Source organism: Pseudomonas sp. MWU13-2862 (assembly GCF_023242495.1).
GTDB classification, from domain to species: Bacteria; Pseudomonadota; Gammaproteobacteria; order Pseudomonadales; family Pseudomonadaceae; genus Aquipseudomonas; species Aquipseudomonas gingeri_D.
Genome location: NZ_JALMEZ010000021.1, coordinates 67,977 through 83,576, shown reverse-complemented (window position 1 = coordinate 83,576; position 15,600 = coordinate 67,977). Strand labels below are relative to the sequence as shown.

Here is a 15,600-nt window from a genome sequence, read left to right as displayed (position 1 = left end):
GCATAGCGATCAATCGTTCCAGACCTGGCAGATGGCCATCTACTCGCCCCCATAACGGTGCCTCAGCAATGCACTGTATGGAGTGGTAAGCATGTTGGATCGCACAAACGCCGATGTCGGCTACGTTGAAATGGCTGCATCTGCGTGGCACGAGCTTTCGTATATCGAGCGTCGCCTGGTAGGGGCCTTTCGTCAGTTGAACCAGCGTGATCAGGACCAATTGCGCAGACTGACCGAAGCCCTGATAAGCAGCCCGGAACAGTCCGACGACGATTGATTCCTGAGCCGCCGGCATAACAGGGTCGGCGGTTTGCATCACGCGACTGCCTGCGATCCAAGCTTTTCAAACAGCTCACGTTGCTTGGCCCTGGGCATGTCCCTCAAGCGATCGAACAGCATCCTGTCGAACGTTTGCGAGGACGGGCTGAGGGTGTGGGAGAACGTCAGGTTTGCGACCCAGGTATGGCCACATTTGGCGTCCAGGCACTGGCAATAGAGTTTCGCGAAGTCCGTAGATAGCGCCTCACGAGACGCTATTCGACCTTTGTGCCCACACTTACAAGTAACTCGCATCTTCCCTCCCCGGAACGCAACAAATTGCCACTATGTTCGCATGTGATGCAGAATGTTTCCTTGTATCTGAAACATCATGTAGCGATTTCGCCTTCATTTTCGGGGGCTCTCCAGCTAATTCGCCTGTCTTCCCGTAACGTGTCATTGAGCTGGTTGAACAACTGACAGATCGGCCGGATCTCGTTACTGGTGTAAACCCGATCGATCTTTTCAATATCGCCAAAGCCCCCACTGTTTTCCGGAATGATCCCGGCCAGCGCCGGGTTCATGCGCCAGGCGGCGATCACGTCATTGCGGGTGATGTTCTTCACCTTCTCCAACTCGTCCTTGGCCTGGAAGTCACCCACGGGGATGATCTGGATCGCATTCTCTTTGCCGTTAGGAATGTTGACGAACATCGATCGGAAGTTGCCCACACCCTTGCTGGCACTGATCTGGGCACGCAGGTTCTCTTCGTCTTCCTCGGTCAGGTCCGGGTCGTTGGTGTAGAAGATGTAGCCCGCGTGCGCGCCGTTGCTGTAGTAGCGCCGGCGGAACAGGGTCGCGGCTTCGTTGAGCAACAGCGCCTGCAGGCCGCCCAGGTAGTCCGGCACGCCGTAGATGTCCTGTTCCACGTCGTAGTCCAGGACGTGCTCGATCTCGTCCTGGTCGAAGTCCATGAACTTGCCGTCCGGCAGCAGCATCCTGAAACCACCGTCTACTTTGACCCGCATGTTGATCGCCGGCAGGTGTTGCATTTCCAGGACCTGGCCGAAGGCATTGGTGTCGCGATAGAAATAGGACTCGCCGAACACCATGTAGTCCAGGCCAGCTCGGCCCATGGTCTGTGTGCTGCAGCCCGTGGACGGGATGAACTCACGCAGCAGCAGGTTGCGTTTGAACTTCGGGATGGCGCCGTGGTGTGCGTTTGCGCGCAGCAGCTTGGCCAGGCCTGTGCGCGACACCGGCGGTTTGTAGATTTCGCCGTCGTCGCTTGGAAACACCCCCAGGTACTCGCCGATGTTGCCCGACAGCACTTGTTCGGGCTCGCCGAAGGTGAATGCCCTCATGGGCTGTGGCTGTCGTGCCTGCTGGGTTACCTGGTGCTTTCTGTGTCGTGGCTTGGGCATTGTTTCCGCTCGTGACGTAGCGGCTTCGGCGCCGCTTGTTGGTATTCAGGGGTTCGTTGGCGAGGGCGTGCATTACCGCCCAGGCGATATCGGCGTGGCCCGTGGCGTCGGTGCGTGACGCGCTGTATGTGACCTGGCCGCTGTTGGTAGTGCCGCGTTTGATCGTCAGGAACGCCTGGGCGATGTCGGTCCAACCGGCGTCCCACTCGATGCGGCTGCCCTGGATCGTGTCCTGGGCCTTGAGCACCAGGGCGTTTTTCGCCTCAAGGCTGTAGTGGATCGGTGTGGCCTTCGCGTAGAAGTCGCGCACCAGGTCGAACACACCGTAGCCCACGCCGGTAACGTCGATCCCGATGTGCTGGACGTTGAACCGCTCGGTGAGCTTCTTGACCTGTGCGGCCTGGTAGGTGAACGAATGCCCCCGCCAGCTGTGCTTCTCCAGGATACGGAACTTCGCCCCGGGCTCCAGCGGTGGGGCGATGACCACGCAAGTGGCGTCATCGCGGGTCCGGCTCGGGTCGTATCCCAGCCAGACTGGGCTGTTGCCGAAGGGCCGATCGTCGTCGGGCTTGTAGTCTTCCCACAACGACAGGTCGGAATAGCAGCGCTCCAGGTCTTTCAGGCCGAACGCGCTCTGCGTGCTGTCGATGAACTTGCAGTAGAACAGCTGCTGGAACTTGTCCTCGTCGTACTCCAGCTGCAGTTGCTCCAAGTCGAACAGATCACACCCGCCGTCGATCGCGTCCTGGATGGTGATGGTCTTGCGCCATTGGCCGTCCGGGCACAGCGCGCCCTGGGTGTAAGCCGACTCCACCGGCCAGGTGCCGCCGGCCTTCTTGCCGCGTTTGCTGTTGCGGAACTCCTCACCAGTCCAGAACGGGTACGCCTGGTGCGATACGGCGCTGGGCGTCGAGAAGTAGGTTTTGCGCCATTTCTTGTGGGTGCCCATGGCGCTGGCAACGGTGCTGAGCTTCTCGAAGTCGCGGATCCAGAAATACTCATCGACGTAAACGTGGCCGTGATAACCCTGGGCCGTGCTGCTGTTGGTCGACAGGAAGCGCAGTTCGGCGCCGTTGCTGAGCACGATTGGGTTGCCGGTCAGCTCGATGTCGAACCACGATTTCGCGAATTGGATGATGTAGCTGCGGAAGATCTCCGATTGCGATCGGCTGGCCGACAGAAACACCTGGTTGTCGCCGCTCAACACGGCGTCCATGAACGCCTCGCCAGCGAAGTAGTAGGTCAGACCGACCTGACGACTCTTGAGGATGTTGCGGATCCTGCAGGTCAGCGGGTTCTGCTTGGCTGCGAACAGCTCCTGCTGGTAGCGGTACATCTTGCTGATGAACTTATCCAGGAAGTCGACTTCGGTCAGCTCGCTGATGTCGTTCTTGGCCTTCTTCTCCTTTTTCTTGCCGCCGCCCTCACCACGGCCGGAACGTTCGCCACGCGAGCGCTGGCGCGGTTCGGAGGACTCGCCCGGGTTGTCGCTGATCGATGCGGTTGCCGGCGCCGGCTTGGCCGCTTGTTTCAGCAACCGTTCGCGAACGGCGGTCAGCCGGTCCAGCTCATTCAGATCGTCTTTTGACAAGCTGCCAGCCTTGTCCAGGAGCAAGGTGATCCGCCGGCCGACAGCGGTCAGCGGTTCTTCGTCCGACAGCATGTCTTCCCACCCGCTCTGGCGGATCCAGTAGTAGACAATCCGGATGTTGGGCAGGTTGAGTTGCGCCTGAATTTCCTTGGCCTTGCAGCGGCGCAGGAACAGGCGTTTGGCGGCTTCTTTAACTTCGGTCGAGTAGTACATGGGCCGCAGTCTATGCGGCGAAAACGGCGAAAACGCGGTGTTAACTTCTGCCAACTTCCTAGATCGTGAATCTAGGAATGACGCGCAGGCAAAGCGTTTGGCGAGGCGCCGACGGCTCCCTATCGTGGCGGCTCAAACCACCGATTGAGCGCAGTTATCGCCCATGCCCCGTTCCCTTGTTTCGTTCTGGAAACGTGTCGCCACCAGCGGCACCACCGCCGATGGTCGCGAGATCCTTCCCCAGGAGCTGCGCGATATCGCCGAGACGTACAAGCCGTCCAAATACACGGCAGTGATCTGGTGCGACCACGAACGCTGGCAGGGCTCCCACGGCACGGTATTCGCCGTGCGCTTGGTGGAGGAGGGCGACGACCTGGAGCCTGGTCAGATCGGCCTGGAGGCGCAGCTCAAACCGAACGACCGCCTGCTGTTCCTCAACGATCAGGGCCAGAAGCTGTTCACCAGCATCGAGATCAGCCCGAATTTCGCCGGCAGTGGCAAAGCCTACTTGACCGGCCTGGCTGTCACCGACGAACCGGCGAGTCTCGGCACCCAGGAACTCTACTTTTCGAAAAGAACCAGCCCGAGCGCGTACTACGCCGCTTCGGTTGAGCTTGGTCCCCTGCGCGACACCCAACCTCAAGGCGAGCTGCAGAAGCTGGTCGCCGCATTCACAGGCCTGTTCAAGCGCTTCGGCCTTGAAGAGCGTGCCACCGAAACCACCCCGCAAACCCCAACCGAGAGCAACCCCCCAATGGATGAAGCTACCGCAACGGCCTTAAAAGCCCTGCTGGCGCAGCTGCTGGTCGTCGCTGCCGGCATTCAGGCTGTCATCGAGCCTGCTGCCGAAGAAGCACCAGAACCTGACCAGGCCCCGATCGACGATGTGAGCGCTGCAGTGGACGAGATCGTCACCACCGCCGAGGAAGAGCGCGAATTCCGCCGTAATGGCAAGGGCAACCAGGCCGTCCTGGCCAGCCTGGCGAAGCTGAGCCAGCAATTCAGCGTCCTGCAGAACACCACCACCGGTCGCCAACTGCCGCGCACTACCGGTCCGGCTGCCCCTGGCAAGAAGCGGGTGCTCTGACATGGCCCAGCCACTGAGCGCCAACGGCGCCAAGAAATACGCCGAGCTGCAAGCAGCAATCGGCGAGACCTACGGTGTTGAACAACCCAGCCGCCAGTTCAGCGTCGAACCCTCTGTCGCCCAGGAACTGAACGACGCGATCACCGCGAAAGCTGACTTTCTGGAGCGTATCAACGTCGTTCCGGTCAGCGAGATCAAGGGTGAAAAGGTGTTCATCGGTGTCAACGGCCCAGTGACTGGCCGCACCAACACCAAAACCACCGACCGCGAAGCCAAGGACGTTTCCGCGCTTGAACACACCCTGTACGAATTGGTTTCGACCGAATCGGACGTGGGCTTGCCGTACGCCAAGATCGACGCCTGGGCCAAGTTCCCGGACTTCAAGGATCGCTATTCGGGTGCCGTCCAGAAGCGTATCGCCCAAGACCGGATCATGATCGGCTTTCACGGCACCCATGCTGCCACTCAGACCGATCTGGAGAAGTATCCCAAGCTGCAGGACGTGAACAAGGGCTGGCTGCAGCAGGCTCGTGAGCAGATCCCGGCACAGGTGCTCAAGGAAGGCAAAACCGCCGGCAAGGTCCTGTTGGGCGACGGCGGCGACTACGTGAACCTCGACGCCCTGGTGCATGACACCAAGCAGATGGTCGATGAAGTCCTTCGCGAAGACGGCGACCTGGTGGCGATCATCGGCAGCGACCTGTTGGCTGCAGACAAGGCCAAGTTGTACACCAAACAGGGCGACAAACCGACCGAGAAGGAGCGGATTGAGGACGCCCAGGTAATCGCCACTTATGGCGGCTTGCCGGCCTTCAGCGTGCCGAACCTCCCAGTCAATGCCGTGTTGGTCACCAGTTGGGACAACCTGTCGATCTACTTCCAGGACACCAGCTGGCGTCGGCAAACGATCGAGAACCCGAAGCGCTCCCGCGTCGAGGACTACAACAGCCGCAATGAGGGCTACGTGATCGAGCAGCTGGAAAAGTTCGCCCTGACCGAAAACGTGGAGCTTGTAGCGTGAGCCTGGCCTTGGCGCACAAGCGCCGAACCTTGGCCCAGGGTGGCGCTGCAGTAGCGGCACTCGCCGGCGCTGCCTCCCTGGCGTATTCCCCTGCGGATGCCCTGAGCAGCCCGGCCAATGCGCGCAAACACCTGATGCTGCAGGAAGCAGCCCTGGACCAGGATCTTGAGCGCCTGAGCGCAATCAATGGCCTGGCTGGACGCCAATTGCTCAAACGGGATGAGCTGCTGCCCAAGTACCAGGACTACGTCGCCCGCTACTGTGAGTCGGGTTTGAACTTCCCGAATCGCGTCCTGGTGCAGGTGATGGTCTGGCTGTTCGACACCGCCCAGTTTGAAGACGGCCTGGAGCTGGCCGACTTCGCCATGGAACAAGGCCAGGTCATGCCCGAGCGCTTCAAGCGCGACATTCCGACCTTTGTCGCTGACGCGGTGATCGAGTGGGCCAACGCCGAGCAGGACGCCAAGCGTAGTCCCGAGCCGTACGTTTCGAACCTGTTGCCGCGTGTCGATGGCGAATGGCAGCTGACCGAACAAATCCCGGCGAAGTACCACAAGTTGCTCGGCATCCGCGCCATGGAGTGCCAGGACTGGCCGACTGCGATCGGGCATTTCGAACGTGCTACCGAGCTGTATTCCGCCGTTGGCGTAGGGACTCGCCTCGACAACTGCCGCAAGGCGCTGAAAAAACAACAGGCCCAACAGCCTCCCCAGTAACCGACTACCCCCCCCAGCGGGGAACTGTGGACGTGTGTCGACCATTTATGGCCCGCCCCACGAAAAACAGTCTCCCCGCCCTATTTGAGCGCCCAGCGATGAGCTTTTCAGGCAAACCCACCACCTTTGTGGAGCAGCAAATCGAGAACGACGGCTTTTGGCCGGACCTCTCGGTATCTGAATTCCAGAAGAGCTATCGCCTGCCGGCGGAGTACCTGGTGGACTTGCTGGGCACTGATATGACCACGGCCATGATCGAGGTCAACGCCGACTTGGCCAGGTGTAAGGCCCGCTGGCAGGCCGTTGGCATCAACAGCGTGGAGTCCGCGGACTCGCGCCTGTTGCCAGAGCGCACGTTCAAGGCCGCCACCTACAAGCGCGCTGTGTACTGCCGAACGAAGGCCAGCCTGTTGACCCAGTTCGCCACCGTGACCCGCCGCGAAAGTGCCGAAAACACGGGTAAGGAGCTGCCTGAACGCGCCGAAACCTTCCTGGCTTTCAGCCAGCAGGCCGTGCGTTCGCTGCAGGGCCGTGGCCGCATGACGGCGGCGTTGCAATGATCAAGCTGCGCGCACTGACTTCTTTTCTCCTGGACCGCAACCTGGTGCCGCCGGAGCAACTGGACAGCTGGACCGAACAGGTCAGCCTGGACCTGATCTGGAAGCCCGACATTCAGGGCATGCACTTGGGTGACATGCGCTATCAGGCCGTCCTGGTGATGGAGCGGTTCGCCGATCACCCGGCGCGCCTGATGGCCCTGGTGGGCAGTTGGCTGGAGAACCACGACCCCAACCGTCACCGCCATGACCTGCCGTTGCCCAACTTTCGGGTAGAGCCCGATGACAACGACTTGTTCGAAGTGGAACTGACCCTGGAGTTCGTCGAGCCCCAATACCTGGCCGAGGATCCCGTCGGCGAGATCCCGGCTTTTGGCAAGACCTGGGCCTTCGTGCCGTTCGACCTCTGGATCGCCGAGCACGGTGAGGTGGCCGGCCATGGCGCGTAGCACCCTGGAGCTGGACGCCCGGGGCTATCTGGGCGTGCGTGAGCAACTGGCGTTGCTGAGCCTGCCCCCGCAGTTGCGCCGGCGGCTGCTGAACAACGTCTCCAAGCGCGTGCGGACCATGAGCCGTAAGCGAGTGCGTGACCAGCAGAACCTGGACGGTTCGCCGTTTGCTCCGCGCAAGACCGAGGCCAAGGGCAAAAAACGGATGGAAGCCGGCCTGGCCAAGTTGATGGAGGTCACCCGCGTCAGTGCTGATGAAGCCGAACTGGGCTGGCGCAACGCGCTGAACCGGTGGGTGGCTGCCCAGCAGCACAACGGTGTGAGCGAGCGCCGCACGGCCGCGCAGATGCGCCGCTGGAACCGTGTTCCCCAGGGATTGGCGGCCACGGACAAGCAGGCCAAACGCCTGCGCCGCCTGGGGTTCAAGGTCCGCCAGAAAGGCCGTAAGACCCTGGCCCGGCCGGCTGTGGCCTGGATCAAGGAACACGTCAACTACGCCAAGGCCGGCCTGTTGATCCGCATTCTGCAAGACGAAAAGACCGAAACCACCGGCGCACAGAGCTGGGATATCACCTTGCCCAAACGCCAGTTCATCGGTGTCAGCAGCGACCGCGACACCACTGCACTGGTGAGCCAGGTGCTGCAACAAATCCTTAATTCACCCCGCTAACGAGGCACTGCATGGCACTTGGCAAAGTCAGCGTTAACAATCTCAACCTCGGCCAGGGCGCCGTGACCGAGATCGAGCGCTATTTCCTATTCATCGGTCCCGGTCCGAAGAACACCGGCAAATTGATTCCCCTCAACACCGACAGCGACCTGGATGCACAGCTGGGCATCCCGGCTAGTGATCTGAAAACCCAGATCACCGCCGCTCGCCTCAACGGCGGTGACCGCTGGGCCGCTTTGGCAGCGCCGATCGGTGCCGAAGGTGACTGGCGCACGGCGTTGGAAACCTCCCAGCAGCAGGGTTTCTCTGTCGAGGCCGTGGTGATCACCAAGCCCGTGCTCAAGGCTGACGAACTGTCGGCCATGCATGACGCCGCGATTGAACTGAACAACGTCTACGGCCGCCGCGTATTCGTCATGGCCGCGACAGCCAGCCCGACACCGCTGCAGACCTGGGCGGAGTACCTGGTGGATCAGAAGTCGATCACCGCCGACCTTGCTGCCCCGCGCGTGCTGGTGGTGCCACAACTGCACGGCAATGACCTGGGCGTCCTGGCTGGCCGGCTGGCCAATGCTGCCGTCAGTGTGGCTGACAGCCCCATGCGCGTAGCCACCGGCGCGGTACTCGGGCTGGGGCCGGTGCCGGTGGACAAGGAGGGCATCCCGCTGCCGTCCTCGATCCGCGCCGAGCTGGACAAGGCCCGCTTTTCCGTCTCGCAGACCTATGCCGACTACCCGGGCGTTTACTGGGGGGATGGCAACATGCTGGACACCCCGGGCAGCGATTACCTGGTCATTGAATACCTGCGCCTGGCGGACAAGGCCTCGCGCCTGATTCGCCCGCTGCTGATCCGCCGTGTCGCCGATCGGCGCCTGAACAACACCCCCAACAGCATGGCCGTGAACATCAACGCGCTGATGGCCCCCCTGCGCCGTATGGCCAAGTCGGTGAAGTTCGCCGGCGAGGTATTCCCGGGCGAGATCGAGTCGCCGAAGGACGGCGACATCGTGCTGGTTTGGAAGAGCAAAACCGCCGTAGAGGCCTACATCAAGCTCCGGCCCCTCAACTGCCCGAAAGACCTCACGGCGAACATCGCCCTGGATCTTTCCACCGACGCTTAGGAGTAACCCCGCATGTCCCGTATTGGTGGCAAGAACTTCGACGTGAACCTGGGCGACCTGGCTGTACACGTTGAAAGCTGCACCCTGGATGTAACCGACAACTCGGCGGTGGCCAAGACCCGAGGCGTGCCCAATGGTCACGTCGACGGCGATGTCTCGGCCAGCGGCGACTTTGAGCTGGACACCACGAACTTCAACCTGCTGATCGAAGCGGCCCGTAACGCCGGCAGCTTTCGCAAGCTGGAGCCATTCGACGCGGTGTTCTTCGCCAAAGCCGGTGAAGAGGAACTGCGTATCGAGGCCTTCGGCTGCAAGTTGAAGGTGTCCAGCCTGCTGAGCATCGATCCCAAGGGCGGCGAGAAGAGCAAGCACAAGGTGCCGTTCGAAGTCACCAGCCCGGACTTTATCCGTATCAACGGCGTGCCGTACCTCGATGCCACCGAGATCGAGGGCCTGAGCTGATGGTTTGCCCGTTCGACCGCGCCCAGGCCCTGGAGCAACGTCAGCGTGACCGGGCGATTGCCGCTCAGCTCGCCGCGCCGTGTCCGACCGGGCCAAGCCGAACCCACTGCCTGGAGTGCGACAAGCCAATTCCGGAGAAGCGCCAAGCGCTGGGCGGGATCATTCGCTGCACCCCGTGCCAATCCCTTTTCGAGCAAGGACAACGCCGATGACCTTTCGCACCTGGAAGAATTTTTCCGCCGCCGAGCTGCGCTGCAAATGCGGCAAATGCAACAGCGACGGCAGCGAGATGGATCCGGCGTTCATGGATCGCCTGCAGCAGCTGCGCGAGCAGTTCAACAAGCCCATGGCCTTGAGCAGCGCTTTTCGCTGCCGCCGGCATCCGGAGGAGGCGAAGAAAGCCGAACCAGGTGAACACAGCCTGGGGCAAGCCGTTGACGTGCGGATCCGTGGTGCCGAGGCCCTGGAGCTGCTGCAGCGAGCCTTGAACCTGGGGTTCACCCGCATCGGCGTCAGCCAGCGCGGCAACGCCCGTTTTCTTCACCTGGGCACAGCGCCGGCGGGCGGCCGTCTGCCCAGCCCAATGATCTGGAGCTACTGATGAATCGCCTGTTTATCGCTGTTCTGTTCGTCGGTGTCGCCCTGGTGGGGTGCGCCTTCACGGATGCCCACCGTGTCGTTGCGCAGAGCGCTGCCACGCTGGTGGGCACCTACTGCAAGGCACCGATGCCAGCCCGGGCCGTGCTGCGTCAGCAGATCGCCGCCGACACGGCGCCGAACAAAATCCGGGTGGAGTGCGCCGCCGATGCCCTTTGAAAGTGACCTTGAGCTGCGTCACCGACCGGGCCACACGCGGTGGCAGGTGGTCCGGCCACTGCAGTACGTGACCTTGGACGGTCGCCGTATCCAGGTGCCGATCGGCTACTTGTCGGACCTGGCCAGCGTGCCGCGTCTGGCGCGCTGGTTGGTCGATCGGGAGGAACCTGCCGCCCGCCGTCCGTCCGTGGTCCACGACCGGATCTACACCCACGAAGCCCACCGCTTCACCAAGGCCGAGGCCGACCGAATTTTTTACGACGCCCTACGCGAAGAGGGCATGAGCACCGCATTGGCCTGGCTGATGTGGCAGGCCGTCCGCATCGGCGGCCGTGGCACCTGGAGAGCCTGATATGGAAATGCTGGAGAGACTGATGGCCTTGCTGCCTGAACTGCTGTTGACCGCCGTGATCGGCTTCCAGGCCTTCCTGTTCCGTCAGGTCAGTGAGTCCCGTCGCGAGCACCTGGAGCTGCGCGTGGAGATCGCCCAGAACTACCCGAAACACAACGACATCGAGCGGGCCATGGACAAGCTGGAGCACAGCTTGCGGGCTCAACTCGACACCCACTTTAAAACCCTGAACCAACGGATCCGCAACCATGACTGAACAACGTGAAATCACCCTGCAGCTGGGCGAAAAAGAATTCACCTTCACCCTGACCCCGCAGGACGTGACCAAGTACTTCAACGCCATGACCCCGAGCAACAAGGTCGCGCCGGCGAACAACCTGCTGACCAGCACCGTCAAGCAGGAGCAGCGCGCCGAGCTGAAACCGCTGCTGGCCAACCCGGTGATGGTGATGCAACTGGCCGGCACGCTCCTTGAGGAGTACTCGCCGGACGTTGAAATCATCGTAAAAAAGCCCTCGACCACGCCGAACGACTGACCGACGACGGGCTGGGGCAGTTGATGGCCCTGGCCAGCCGCTGGCTGCCCGGGGCCGAGCCCACGCCCGAAGTCATGGGCTCGGCCAAGTGGTTGGAAGACGAACACTGGAGACGCATGGAGATCGCCGTAGCCAACGGCATCGCCCATGCACTGAACGGGTAGACAGATGGCGGATCGTAGCGCGAGCCTGGCCTTTATTTTGAGCCTGACCGATAAGGTCACCGCCCCACTGGGCAAGGTCAAAATGGGCTTCTCAGACCTGGCTGAAAAGAGCCAGAAGAGCATCACCCAAATGGGCCTAGGCCTGGGCGGGATGATCGGCGCCGCTGAAGGCATTTCCCGGTCCCTGGAACCGGCCCTTGAGATGAACCGGGCCCTTGGCGAGGTTCGTTCCCTCGGTGTGGCCGAAGACGCGCTGGATGCGTTATTGCGCAAGTCCATGGACTTTTCCGTTGCCTATGGCGAGAACGCCAAGGATTTTGTCGCCTCGGCGTACAGCATCGAGGGCGCCATCAAGGGGCTGACCGGCGATCAGTTGGCCACGTTCACCAACGCCAGCAACCTACTGGCCAAGGCTACCAAGTCCGACGCCAATACCATGGGTAACTACGTCGGCACTATGTACAACCTGTTCAAGAGCCAGGCCGATGCCATGGGTAAGGACACCTGGGTAGAGCGGCTGACCGGACAAACCGCGACAGTGGTGAAGCTGTTCCGCACCAGTGGCGATCAGATTGGTGAGGCCTTCAAGGCCGCTGGCGGGCTGGCCAGCACGGCAGGCGTCAGCCTGTCCGAGCAAATGGCCGTCCTTGGCACCTTGGGCAGCACCATGGATGGTGGCGAGGCGGGCGGCTTGTACAAGGCGTTTTTCGAGAACATCAGCAACGCCTCTGGAAAGTTGGGTATGAAGTTCGTCGACCAGCAGGGCAAGTTGCTGCCGATGCTCGACATCCTGGACAAGCTGAAAGGCAAGTTCGGTGACCTGTCGATCGAGGCCAATGGCAATAAGCTGCGTGACGCCTTTGGCGGTGAAGCGGCGCGCTTGATCAGCAGCTTAATGGCCGATACCGATCGCCTGAAAAACGGCATGGAGCAGTTGGGTAACGTCCGCGGGCTTGAGAACGCCGAGCAGATGGCTCAGGCCATGGTCGACCCTTGGCAGCAGTGGACATCCTTGGTCCAGAACATGCGGACGTTGTTCGGCCAGGTGCTGATCCCAACCGTTGCCCCCTTCATGCAAAAGCTGGTGGACATCGGCCAGGTGCTGATGCGCTGGACCAAGCTATTTCCCAACATCACCCGAGTGATCGGCCTCACCACGCTGGCCATCCTGGGGATCATCGCCAGCATGTCCCTGCTGACCTTCGCCGTGGGTGTCTCGAAGATCACCTGGCTGGGGCTGCTGACCGTCTGGAAGCTGGTCACCTGGAGCGGTTACCGCAGTATCGCCATGTTCCTCTATCACACCGTCATGACCGTCGCTTTCGTCGCCGGCCTGGTGCTGATGTACACCTGGATGGGCCTGGTCAGGACCGCGATGTTGATCTGGCAGGGCGTGATCTGGCTGGTCAACGCCGCGTTGCTGGCCAACCCGATCGTGTGGATCGTGATCGCGATTGTCGCCCTAGTCGCGGCCGTAATCGCCGCTGTCGTGTACTGGGACGAATGGACCACGGCGCTGATGAACAGCGTGGCGTTCAAGTGGGTCAGCGAGCAATTCCAGAAGCTGAGCGACTGGTTCAGTTCAATGGGTGGCTGGTCAGGCATGGCCCAGGCTGCCTGGGACGGCATCGTCAACATCTTCAAGCGGGCTATCAATGGCCTGGTTGAGCTGATGAACAAGATCCCGGGCGTCCAGATCGATGCGATTTTCAGCGACCTGCCCCAGACGCCGGAGCTGCCTAACATCGCCGCGCCAAAGGTCGACACGCCGCAGGTGCCGCCACTGGTCAGCACCCAACAGCTGATGAGCGTACAGCCCCCGCTGATGATGACTGCTGCGCCACTGGCTCCCGCGCCGGCAATGACGCCGTCCAAGGCGCTGGAAGTCCCGCTGCAACCGCCGGCGTTGGTCATGGCCCCGACACCTGTCGAACAGGCTGAACAAACGCAGCAGCGCGTCAATCGTTCGATTACCAACCTTTCACCCGAGCGGCCCAACGCCGTGCCCCGGGGCGGGCTGCTGAGCAGCATTCAGAACAACAACCAAACCCAAAACAAGGGCACCCACGTGGAGAACCTGAATATTCACACCGCCAAGCCCATGAGCCCCCTGGAGCTGGAAAACATGATGAGCATGGCGGTGGGGGGATGAGCGAGTACATCGATTTGTTGATCGTCGACAACGACCTGGTGCTGGACCCGTCCCGTCAGCCGCTGCTGATCGAAGACCGGGCCAGCATCGCGCAGGACATCGCGCACATGATCCGTGAAAGCGGGTTGCTGGTAACGCTGGTCGCCGAGCGCAGTTCATTGCGACAGCGGGACTGCATTCAGCAACTGGAACTGCTGGTGGAGGCCGACGAGCGCCTGGTGCCCGGCACCGCCTTGATTCGCCAGACCGCGCCCGGGCAATACCTAGTCACGGCGAAAACCTTGAAGTTCGGCGATATCGAGGTGGTTCTGTGAGCACTGTGGATTTTAAGCAGGCGCTGGCTGATTCCGGCATTCCCACCACCGAGGATGCACTGCGCAAGGCCTGGGAGCTGGAAGTGGCGGCCCAGGGCAGCAAACTGAGCAACACCAGCGCCTATTCGCCGTTCTGGCGGGTGGTCACCGCGTTGGTGACCAAGCCGGTCATGTGGTTGCTGGGCTTTGTCAGCGACACGATTCTGCCCAACTTCTTCGTCAAGACCGCCAGTAAAAAGTGGTTGGACATGCTGGCCTGGGCGGTGAGCGTCGAGCGCAAAGGGGCGACCAAGGCCAAAGGTGCGTTGCTGTTCACCCGGACGGCTACCGCCGGTGTCCTGGTGCTGCCAGCCGGCATTATCGTGCAGTCTGCCGCAATCAACGGCCGCACCTACCAGCTGTTGACCAGCATGGCCGCCACCTTTGCGGACGGACAGCTGCAGTTGGAGATCCCCGTCGAGGCGATCGAGGAGGGTAGCGGCTTCAATCTGGCCCCGGGGTACTACGCGATTTTGCCGGTGCCCGTACCTGGGATTGCCCAGGTGGTCAACGATGACGGCTGGTTGATTGCACCTGGTGCAGATCCTGAGCCCGACGATCAGCTGCGTTTGCGCGTGCGCAACCAATTTTCGGCGGTCAACCAGTGGCATACCGATGCCGTCTACCGGGGCATGATCGCCGCCTTCCCGGGCGTGCGGCCGGACGGTGTGTACTTCCTGCATGGGGCCCCGCGTGGCCCGGGCAGTGCCAATGCCTATGTGCTGTTTGACGCCGACGCGCCGGCGGCGACCTATCTGGCCGAGATCAACGCGCATATCCGTGACCAGGGCAACCATGGCCATGGCGATGACCTGCTGGTCCTGGTCATGCCACACACGCTGCATGAACTGCGTGTCACCGTCTGGCCGCGCTCGATTCTGACCGCAGAAAAGCGCGAGGCGCTGCGTTCAGACGTGGCCCTGTTCATCCGCACGGCCTTCCGCGAGAGCACTGCCGGGGATTACAAGCCAAGCCTGACCTACCCACAGTCGCGCTTCTCCTTCAGCCGCCTGGGGGAGGAGTTGCACCAGCAGTTCGCCGGCATCGAGTCGCTGCACTTCGACAATGCCGACATTGTGTCGGAGCTGACCATTCCCAGGATCAGCAGCCTGCAGGTGGTGTTGCCATGATCAAGCTCAATTTGCCGTTCTGGCTGGATGGGCCGCAGTTGACCAAGTTGAAAGCCGCCTGCCAGTCCTGGTGGGAGAAAGTCGAAGGCTGGCTGACCTGGCCGCTGCAGCAGATGGATGCAGAAACCTGTCACGTAACGGTGCTCGATCTACTGGCTTGGCAGCGCGATATCAGCCGGTTCAAGGATGAGCCCGAGAGTCTGTATCGCTTGCGGGTCAAGTTCGCGTTCATCAACGCGGTCGATGCCGGCAGCACCGCCGGCCTAAAACGCATCCTGCAGCGCCTGGGCGTCGGCTATGTCGAGATTGATGAGCGTATGCCCAATCGGGACTGGGATGTGGTGTTGCTTCGCCTGTCCGACTCCCAACTGTCGGAGAACCCCGAACTGTTGCGGGTGTTGATCCAGCAATACGGCCGTACCTGTCGGCGCTATGACTTCGTGACCGTTACCCCTATATCGCTGCGCGTCGTCGCGGTGGACTTCAACGACGACCAGCAAACACTGATCGCCAGTCTGTAGGAGCCCT

Annotated in this window: 23 protein-coding genes; 20 read left to right on the top strand and 3 right to left on the bottom strand. The window is 61.6% G+C overall.

Translation table 11 applies throughout. The annotated features are described in order from the left end of the window. Positions 1-91: 91 nt before the first annotated feature. A complete protein-coding gene (locus M5C56_RS29320; RefSeq protein WP_103497369.1) occupies positions 92-277 on the top strand; it encodes a hypothetical protein in 186 nt (61 codons plus the stop codon). A 38-nt stretch (positions 278-315) separates the two neighbouring features. Here the strand turns inward: M5C56_RS29320 and M5C56_RS29315 are convergent, their stop codons facing one another. The 3 genes from M5C56_RS29315 to M5C56_RS29305 form a co-directional block, all read right to left on the bottom strand. Further along, on the bottom strand, positions 316-573 hold the full coding sequence (locus M5C56_RS29315) for an ogr/Delta-like zinc finger family protein (protein WP_103497368.1): 258 nt from the start codon (positions 571-573) through the stop codon (positions 316-318). 74 nt (positions 574-647) lie between these two features. Next, positions 648-1,517 carry a phage portal protein gene (locus M5C56_RS29310; RefSeq protein WP_247263423.1) on the bottom strand — a complete coding sequence of 290 codons (870 nt, stop codon included), beginning with the start codon at positions 1,515-1,517 and terminating at the stop codon, positions 648-650. Then, positions 1,429-3,486 (bottom strand): terminase family protein, encoded by a 2,058-nt coding sequence (locus tag M5C56_RS29305; RefSeq protein WP_103497366.1) that lies wholly within the window; start codon positions 3,484-3,486, stop codon positions 1,429-1,431. The genes M5C56_RS29310 and M5C56_RS29305 overlap by 89 nt, the downstream gene beginning before the upstream one ends. A gap of 163 nt (positions 3,487-3,649) precedes the next feature. Here M5C56_RS29305 and M5C56_RS29300 point away from each other — a divergent pair, with 163 nt between their 5' ends. From M5C56_RS29300 to M5C56_RS29210, 19 genes are all read left to right on the top strand, one after another. Beyond that, the gene (locus M5C56_RS29300) at positions 3,650-4,573 is read left to right on the top strand and encodes a GPO family capsid scaffolding protein (RefSeq protein ID WP_103497365.1); all 924 of its coding nucleotides are present in this window, start codon (positions 3,650-3,652) and stop codon (positions 4,571-4,573) included. Position 4,574: 1 nt separating this feature from the next. Then, a complete protein-coding gene (locus tag M5C56_RS29295) occupies positions 4,575-5,594 on the top strand; it encodes a phage major capsid protein, P2 family (protein WP_248766935.1) in 1,020 nt (339 codons plus the stop codon). Continuing rightward, positions 5,591-6,310: a phage terminase small subunit gene (gene gpM / locus M5C56_RS29290; RefSeq protein ID WP_103497363.1), complete on the top strand. Its 720-nt coding sequence runs from the start codon at positions 5,591-5,593 to the stop codon at positions 6,308-6,310. Before M5C56_RS29295 ends, gpM begins: the two co-directional genes overlap by 4 nt. A gap of 98 nt (positions 6,311-6,408) precedes the next feature. Continuing rightward, positions 6,409-6,870 carry a head completion/stabilization protein gene (locus M5C56_RS29285; RefSeq protein WP_103497362.1) on the top strand — a complete coding sequence of 154 codons (462 nt, stop codon included), beginning with the start codon at positions 6,409-6,411 and terminating at the stop codon, positions 6,868-6,870. Then, entirely contained in the window at positions 6,867-7,316 is a 450-nt protein-coding gene (locus tag M5C56_RS29280) for a phage tail protein (protein ID WP_103497361.1), read from the top strand. Before M5C56_RS29285 ends, M5C56_RS29280 begins: the two co-directional genes overlap by 4 nt. Then, on the top strand, positions 7,306-7,986 hold the full coding sequence (locus M5C56_RS29275) for a phage virion morphogenesis protein (protein ID WP_103497360.1): 681 nt from the start codon (positions 7,306-7,308) through the stop codon (positions 7,984-7,986). The genes M5C56_RS29280 and M5C56_RS29275 overlap by 11 nt, the downstream gene beginning before the upstream one ends. Positions 7,987-7,997: 11 nt before the next feature. After that, the gene (locus tag M5C56_RS29270; protein WP_103497359.1) at positions 7,998-9,107 is read left to right on the top strand and encodes a DUF2586 domain-containing protein; all 1,110 of its coding nucleotides are present in this window, start codon (positions 7,998-8,000) and stop codon (positions 9,105-9,107) included. Between the two features lie 12 nt (positions 9,108-9,119). After that, positions 9,120-9,569, top strand: a complete 450-nt coding sequence (locus tag M5C56_RS29265) for a DUF2597 family protein (protein ID WP_103497358.1) — start codon at positions 9,120-9,122, stop codon at positions 9,567-9,569. Further along, complete coding sequence (locus M5C56_RS29260) at positions 9,569-9,781, top strand: TraR/DksA family transcriptional regulator (RefSeq protein WP_103497357.1); 213 nt, start codon at positions 9,569-9,571, stop codon at positions 9,779-9,781. The genes M5C56_RS29265 and M5C56_RS29260 overlap by 1 nt, the downstream gene beginning before the upstream one ends. Then, entirely contained in the window at positions 9,778-10,170 is a 393-nt protein-coding gene (locus M5C56_RS29255) for a D-Ala-D-Ala carboxypeptidase family metallohydrolase (protein WP_103497356.1), read from the top strand. The genes M5C56_RS29260 and M5C56_RS29255 overlap by 4 nt, the downstream gene beginning before the upstream one ends. Next, positions 10,170-10,385: a hypothetical protein gene (locus M5C56_RS29250; RefSeq protein ID WP_103497355.1), complete on the top strand. Its 216-nt coding sequence runs from the start codon at positions 10,170-10,172 to the stop codon at positions 10,383-10,385. The genes M5C56_RS29255 and M5C56_RS29250 overlap by 1 nt, the downstream gene beginning before the upstream one ends. Continuing rightward, positions 10,375-10,737: a DUF1353 domain-containing protein gene (locus M5C56_RS29245; RefSeq protein ID WP_103497354.1), complete on the top strand. Its 363-nt coding sequence runs from the start codon at positions 10,375-10,377 to the stop codon at positions 10,735-10,737. The genes M5C56_RS29250 and M5C56_RS29245 overlap by 11 nt, the downstream gene beginning before the upstream one ends. Before the next feature lie 22 nt (positions 10,738-10,759). Then, positions 10,760-10,993 (top strand): hypothetical protein, encoded by a 234-nt coding sequence (locus tag M5C56_RS29240; RefSeq protein WP_247263422.1) that lies wholly within the window; start codon positions 10,760-10,762, stop codon positions 10,991-10,993. Next, a complete protein-coding gene (locus M5C56_RS29235) occupies positions 10,986-11,273 on the top strand; it encodes a putative phage tail assembly chaperone (protein WP_103497353.1) in 288 nt (95 codons plus the stop codon). Before M5C56_RS29240 ends, M5C56_RS29235 begins: the two co-directional genes overlap by 8 nt. 23 nt (positions 11,274-11,296) lie before the next feature. Then, complete coding sequence (locus tag M5C56_RS29230; protein WP_247263421.1) at positions 11,297-11,437, top strand: hypothetical protein; 141 nt, start codon at positions 11,297-11,299, stop codon at positions 11,435-11,437. Between the two features lie 4 nt (positions 11,438-11,441). Then, complete coding sequence (locus M5C56_RS29225) at positions 11,442-13,589, top strand: phage tail tape measure protein (RefSeq protein WP_103497352.1); 2,148 nt, start codon at positions 11,442-11,444, stop codon at positions 13,587-13,589. After that, the gene (locus M5C56_RS29220) at positions 13,586-13,903 is read left to right on the top strand and encodes a DUF2590 family protein (RefSeq protein ID WP_103497351.1); all 318 of its coding nucleotides are present in this window, start codon (positions 13,586-13,588) and stop codon (positions 13,901-13,903) included. Before M5C56_RS29225 ends, M5C56_RS29220 begins: the two co-directional genes overlap by 4 nt. After that, entirely contained in the window at positions 13,900-15,072 is a 1,173-nt protein-coding gene (locus tag M5C56_RS29215) for a baseplate J/gp47 family protein (RefSeq protein WP_103497350.1), read from the top strand. The genes M5C56_RS29220 and M5C56_RS29215 overlap by 4 nt, the downstream gene beginning before the upstream one ends. After that, on the top strand, positions 15,069-15,593 hold the full coding sequence (locus tag M5C56_RS29210) for a phage tail protein (protein ID WP_103497349.1): 525 nt from the start codon (positions 15,069-15,071) through the stop codon (positions 15,591-15,593). The genes M5C56_RS29215 and M5C56_RS29210 overlap by 4 nt, the downstream gene beginning before the upstream one ends. The last annotated feature ends 7 nt before the right edge of the window (positions 15,594-15,600 follow it).

Excerpts from the sequence above, each read along its gene's own strand:
- M5C56_RS29225 (WP_103497352.1), top strand. The coding sequence starts at position 11,442 with ATGGCGGATCGTAGCGCGAGCCTGGCCTTTATTTTGAGCCTGACCGAT.
- M5C56_RS29270 (WP_103497359.1), top strand. The coding sequence starts at position 7,998 with ATGGCACTTGGCAAAGTCAGCGTTAACAATCTCAACCTCGGCCAGGGC.
- M5C56_RS29260 (WP_103497357.1), top strand. The coding sequence starts at position 9,569 with ATGGTTTGCCCGTTCGACCGCGCCCAGGCCCTGGAGCAACGTCAGCGT.
- M5C56_RS29245 (WP_103497354.1), top strand. The coding sequence starts at position 10,375 with ATGCCCTTTGAAAGTGACCTTGAGCTGCGTCACCGACCGGGCCACACG.
- M5C56_RS29275 (WP_103497360.1), top strand. The coding sequence starts at position 7,306 with ATGGCGCGTAGCACCCTGGAGCTGGACGCCCGGGGCTATCTGGGCGTG.
- M5C56_RS29305 (WP_103497366.1), bottom strand. The coding sequence starts at position 3,486 with ATGTACTACTCGACCGAAGTTAAAGAAGCCGCCAAACGCCTGTTCCTG.
- M5C56_RS29295 (WP_248766935.1), top strand. The coding sequence starts at position 4,575 with ATGGCCCAGCCACTGAGCGCCAACGGCGCCAAGAAATACGCCGAGCTG.
- M5C56_RS29240 (WP_247263422.1), top strand. The coding sequence starts at position 10,760 with ATGGCCTTGCTGCCTGAACTGCTGTTGACCGCCGTGATCGGCTTCCAG.
- M5C56_RS29280 (WP_103497361.1), top strand. The coding sequence starts at position 6,867 with ATGATCAAGCTGCGCGCACTGACTTCTTTTCTCCTGGACCGCAACCTG.
- M5C56_RS29285 (WP_103497362.1), top strand. The coding sequence starts at position 6,409 with ATGAGCTTTTCAGGCAAACCCACCACCTTTGTGGAGCAGCAAATCGAG.
- M5C56_RS29210 (WP_103497349.1), top strand. The coding sequence starts at position 15,069 with ATGATCAAGCTCAATTTGCCGTTCTGGCTGGATGGGCCGCAGTTGACC.
- M5C56_RS29255 (WP_103497356.1), top strand. The coding sequence starts at position 9,778 with ATGACCTTTCGCACCTGGAAGAATTTTTCCGCCGCCGAGCTGCGCTGC.
- M5C56_RS29230 (WP_247263421.1), top strand. The coding sequence starts at position 11,297 with ATGGCCCTGGCCAGCCGCTGGCTGCCCGGGGCCGAGCCCACGCCCGAA.
- M5C56_RS29265 (WP_103497358.1), top strand. The coding sequence starts at position 9,120 with ATGTCCCGTATTGGTGGCAAGAACTTCGACGTGAACCTGGGCGACCTG.
- M5C56_RS29235 (WP_103497353.1), top strand. The coding sequence starts at position 10,986 with ATGACTGAACAACGTGAAATCACCCTGCAGCTGGGCGAAAAAGAATTC.
- M5C56_RS29250 (WP_103497355.1), top strand. The coding sequence starts at position 10,170 with ATGAATCGCCTGTTTATCGCTGTTCTGTTCGTCGGTGTCGCCCTGGTG.
- M5C56_RS29315 (WP_103497368.1), bottom strand. The coding sequence starts at position 573 with ATGCGAGTTACTTGTAAGTGTGGGCACAAAGGTCGAATAGCGTCTCGT.
- M5C56_RS29320 (WP_103497369.1), top strand. The coding sequence starts at position 92 with ATGTTGGATCGCACAAACGCCGATGTCGGCTACGTTGAAATGGCTGCA.
- M5C56_RS29220 (WP_103497351.1), top strand. The coding sequence starts at position 13,586 with ATGAGCGAGTACATCGATTTGTTGATCGTCGACAACGACCTGGTGCTG.
- M5C56_RS29300 (WP_103497365.1), top strand. The coding sequence starts at position 3,650 with ATGCCCCGTTCCCTTGTTTCGTTCTGGAAACGTGTCGCCACCAGCGGC.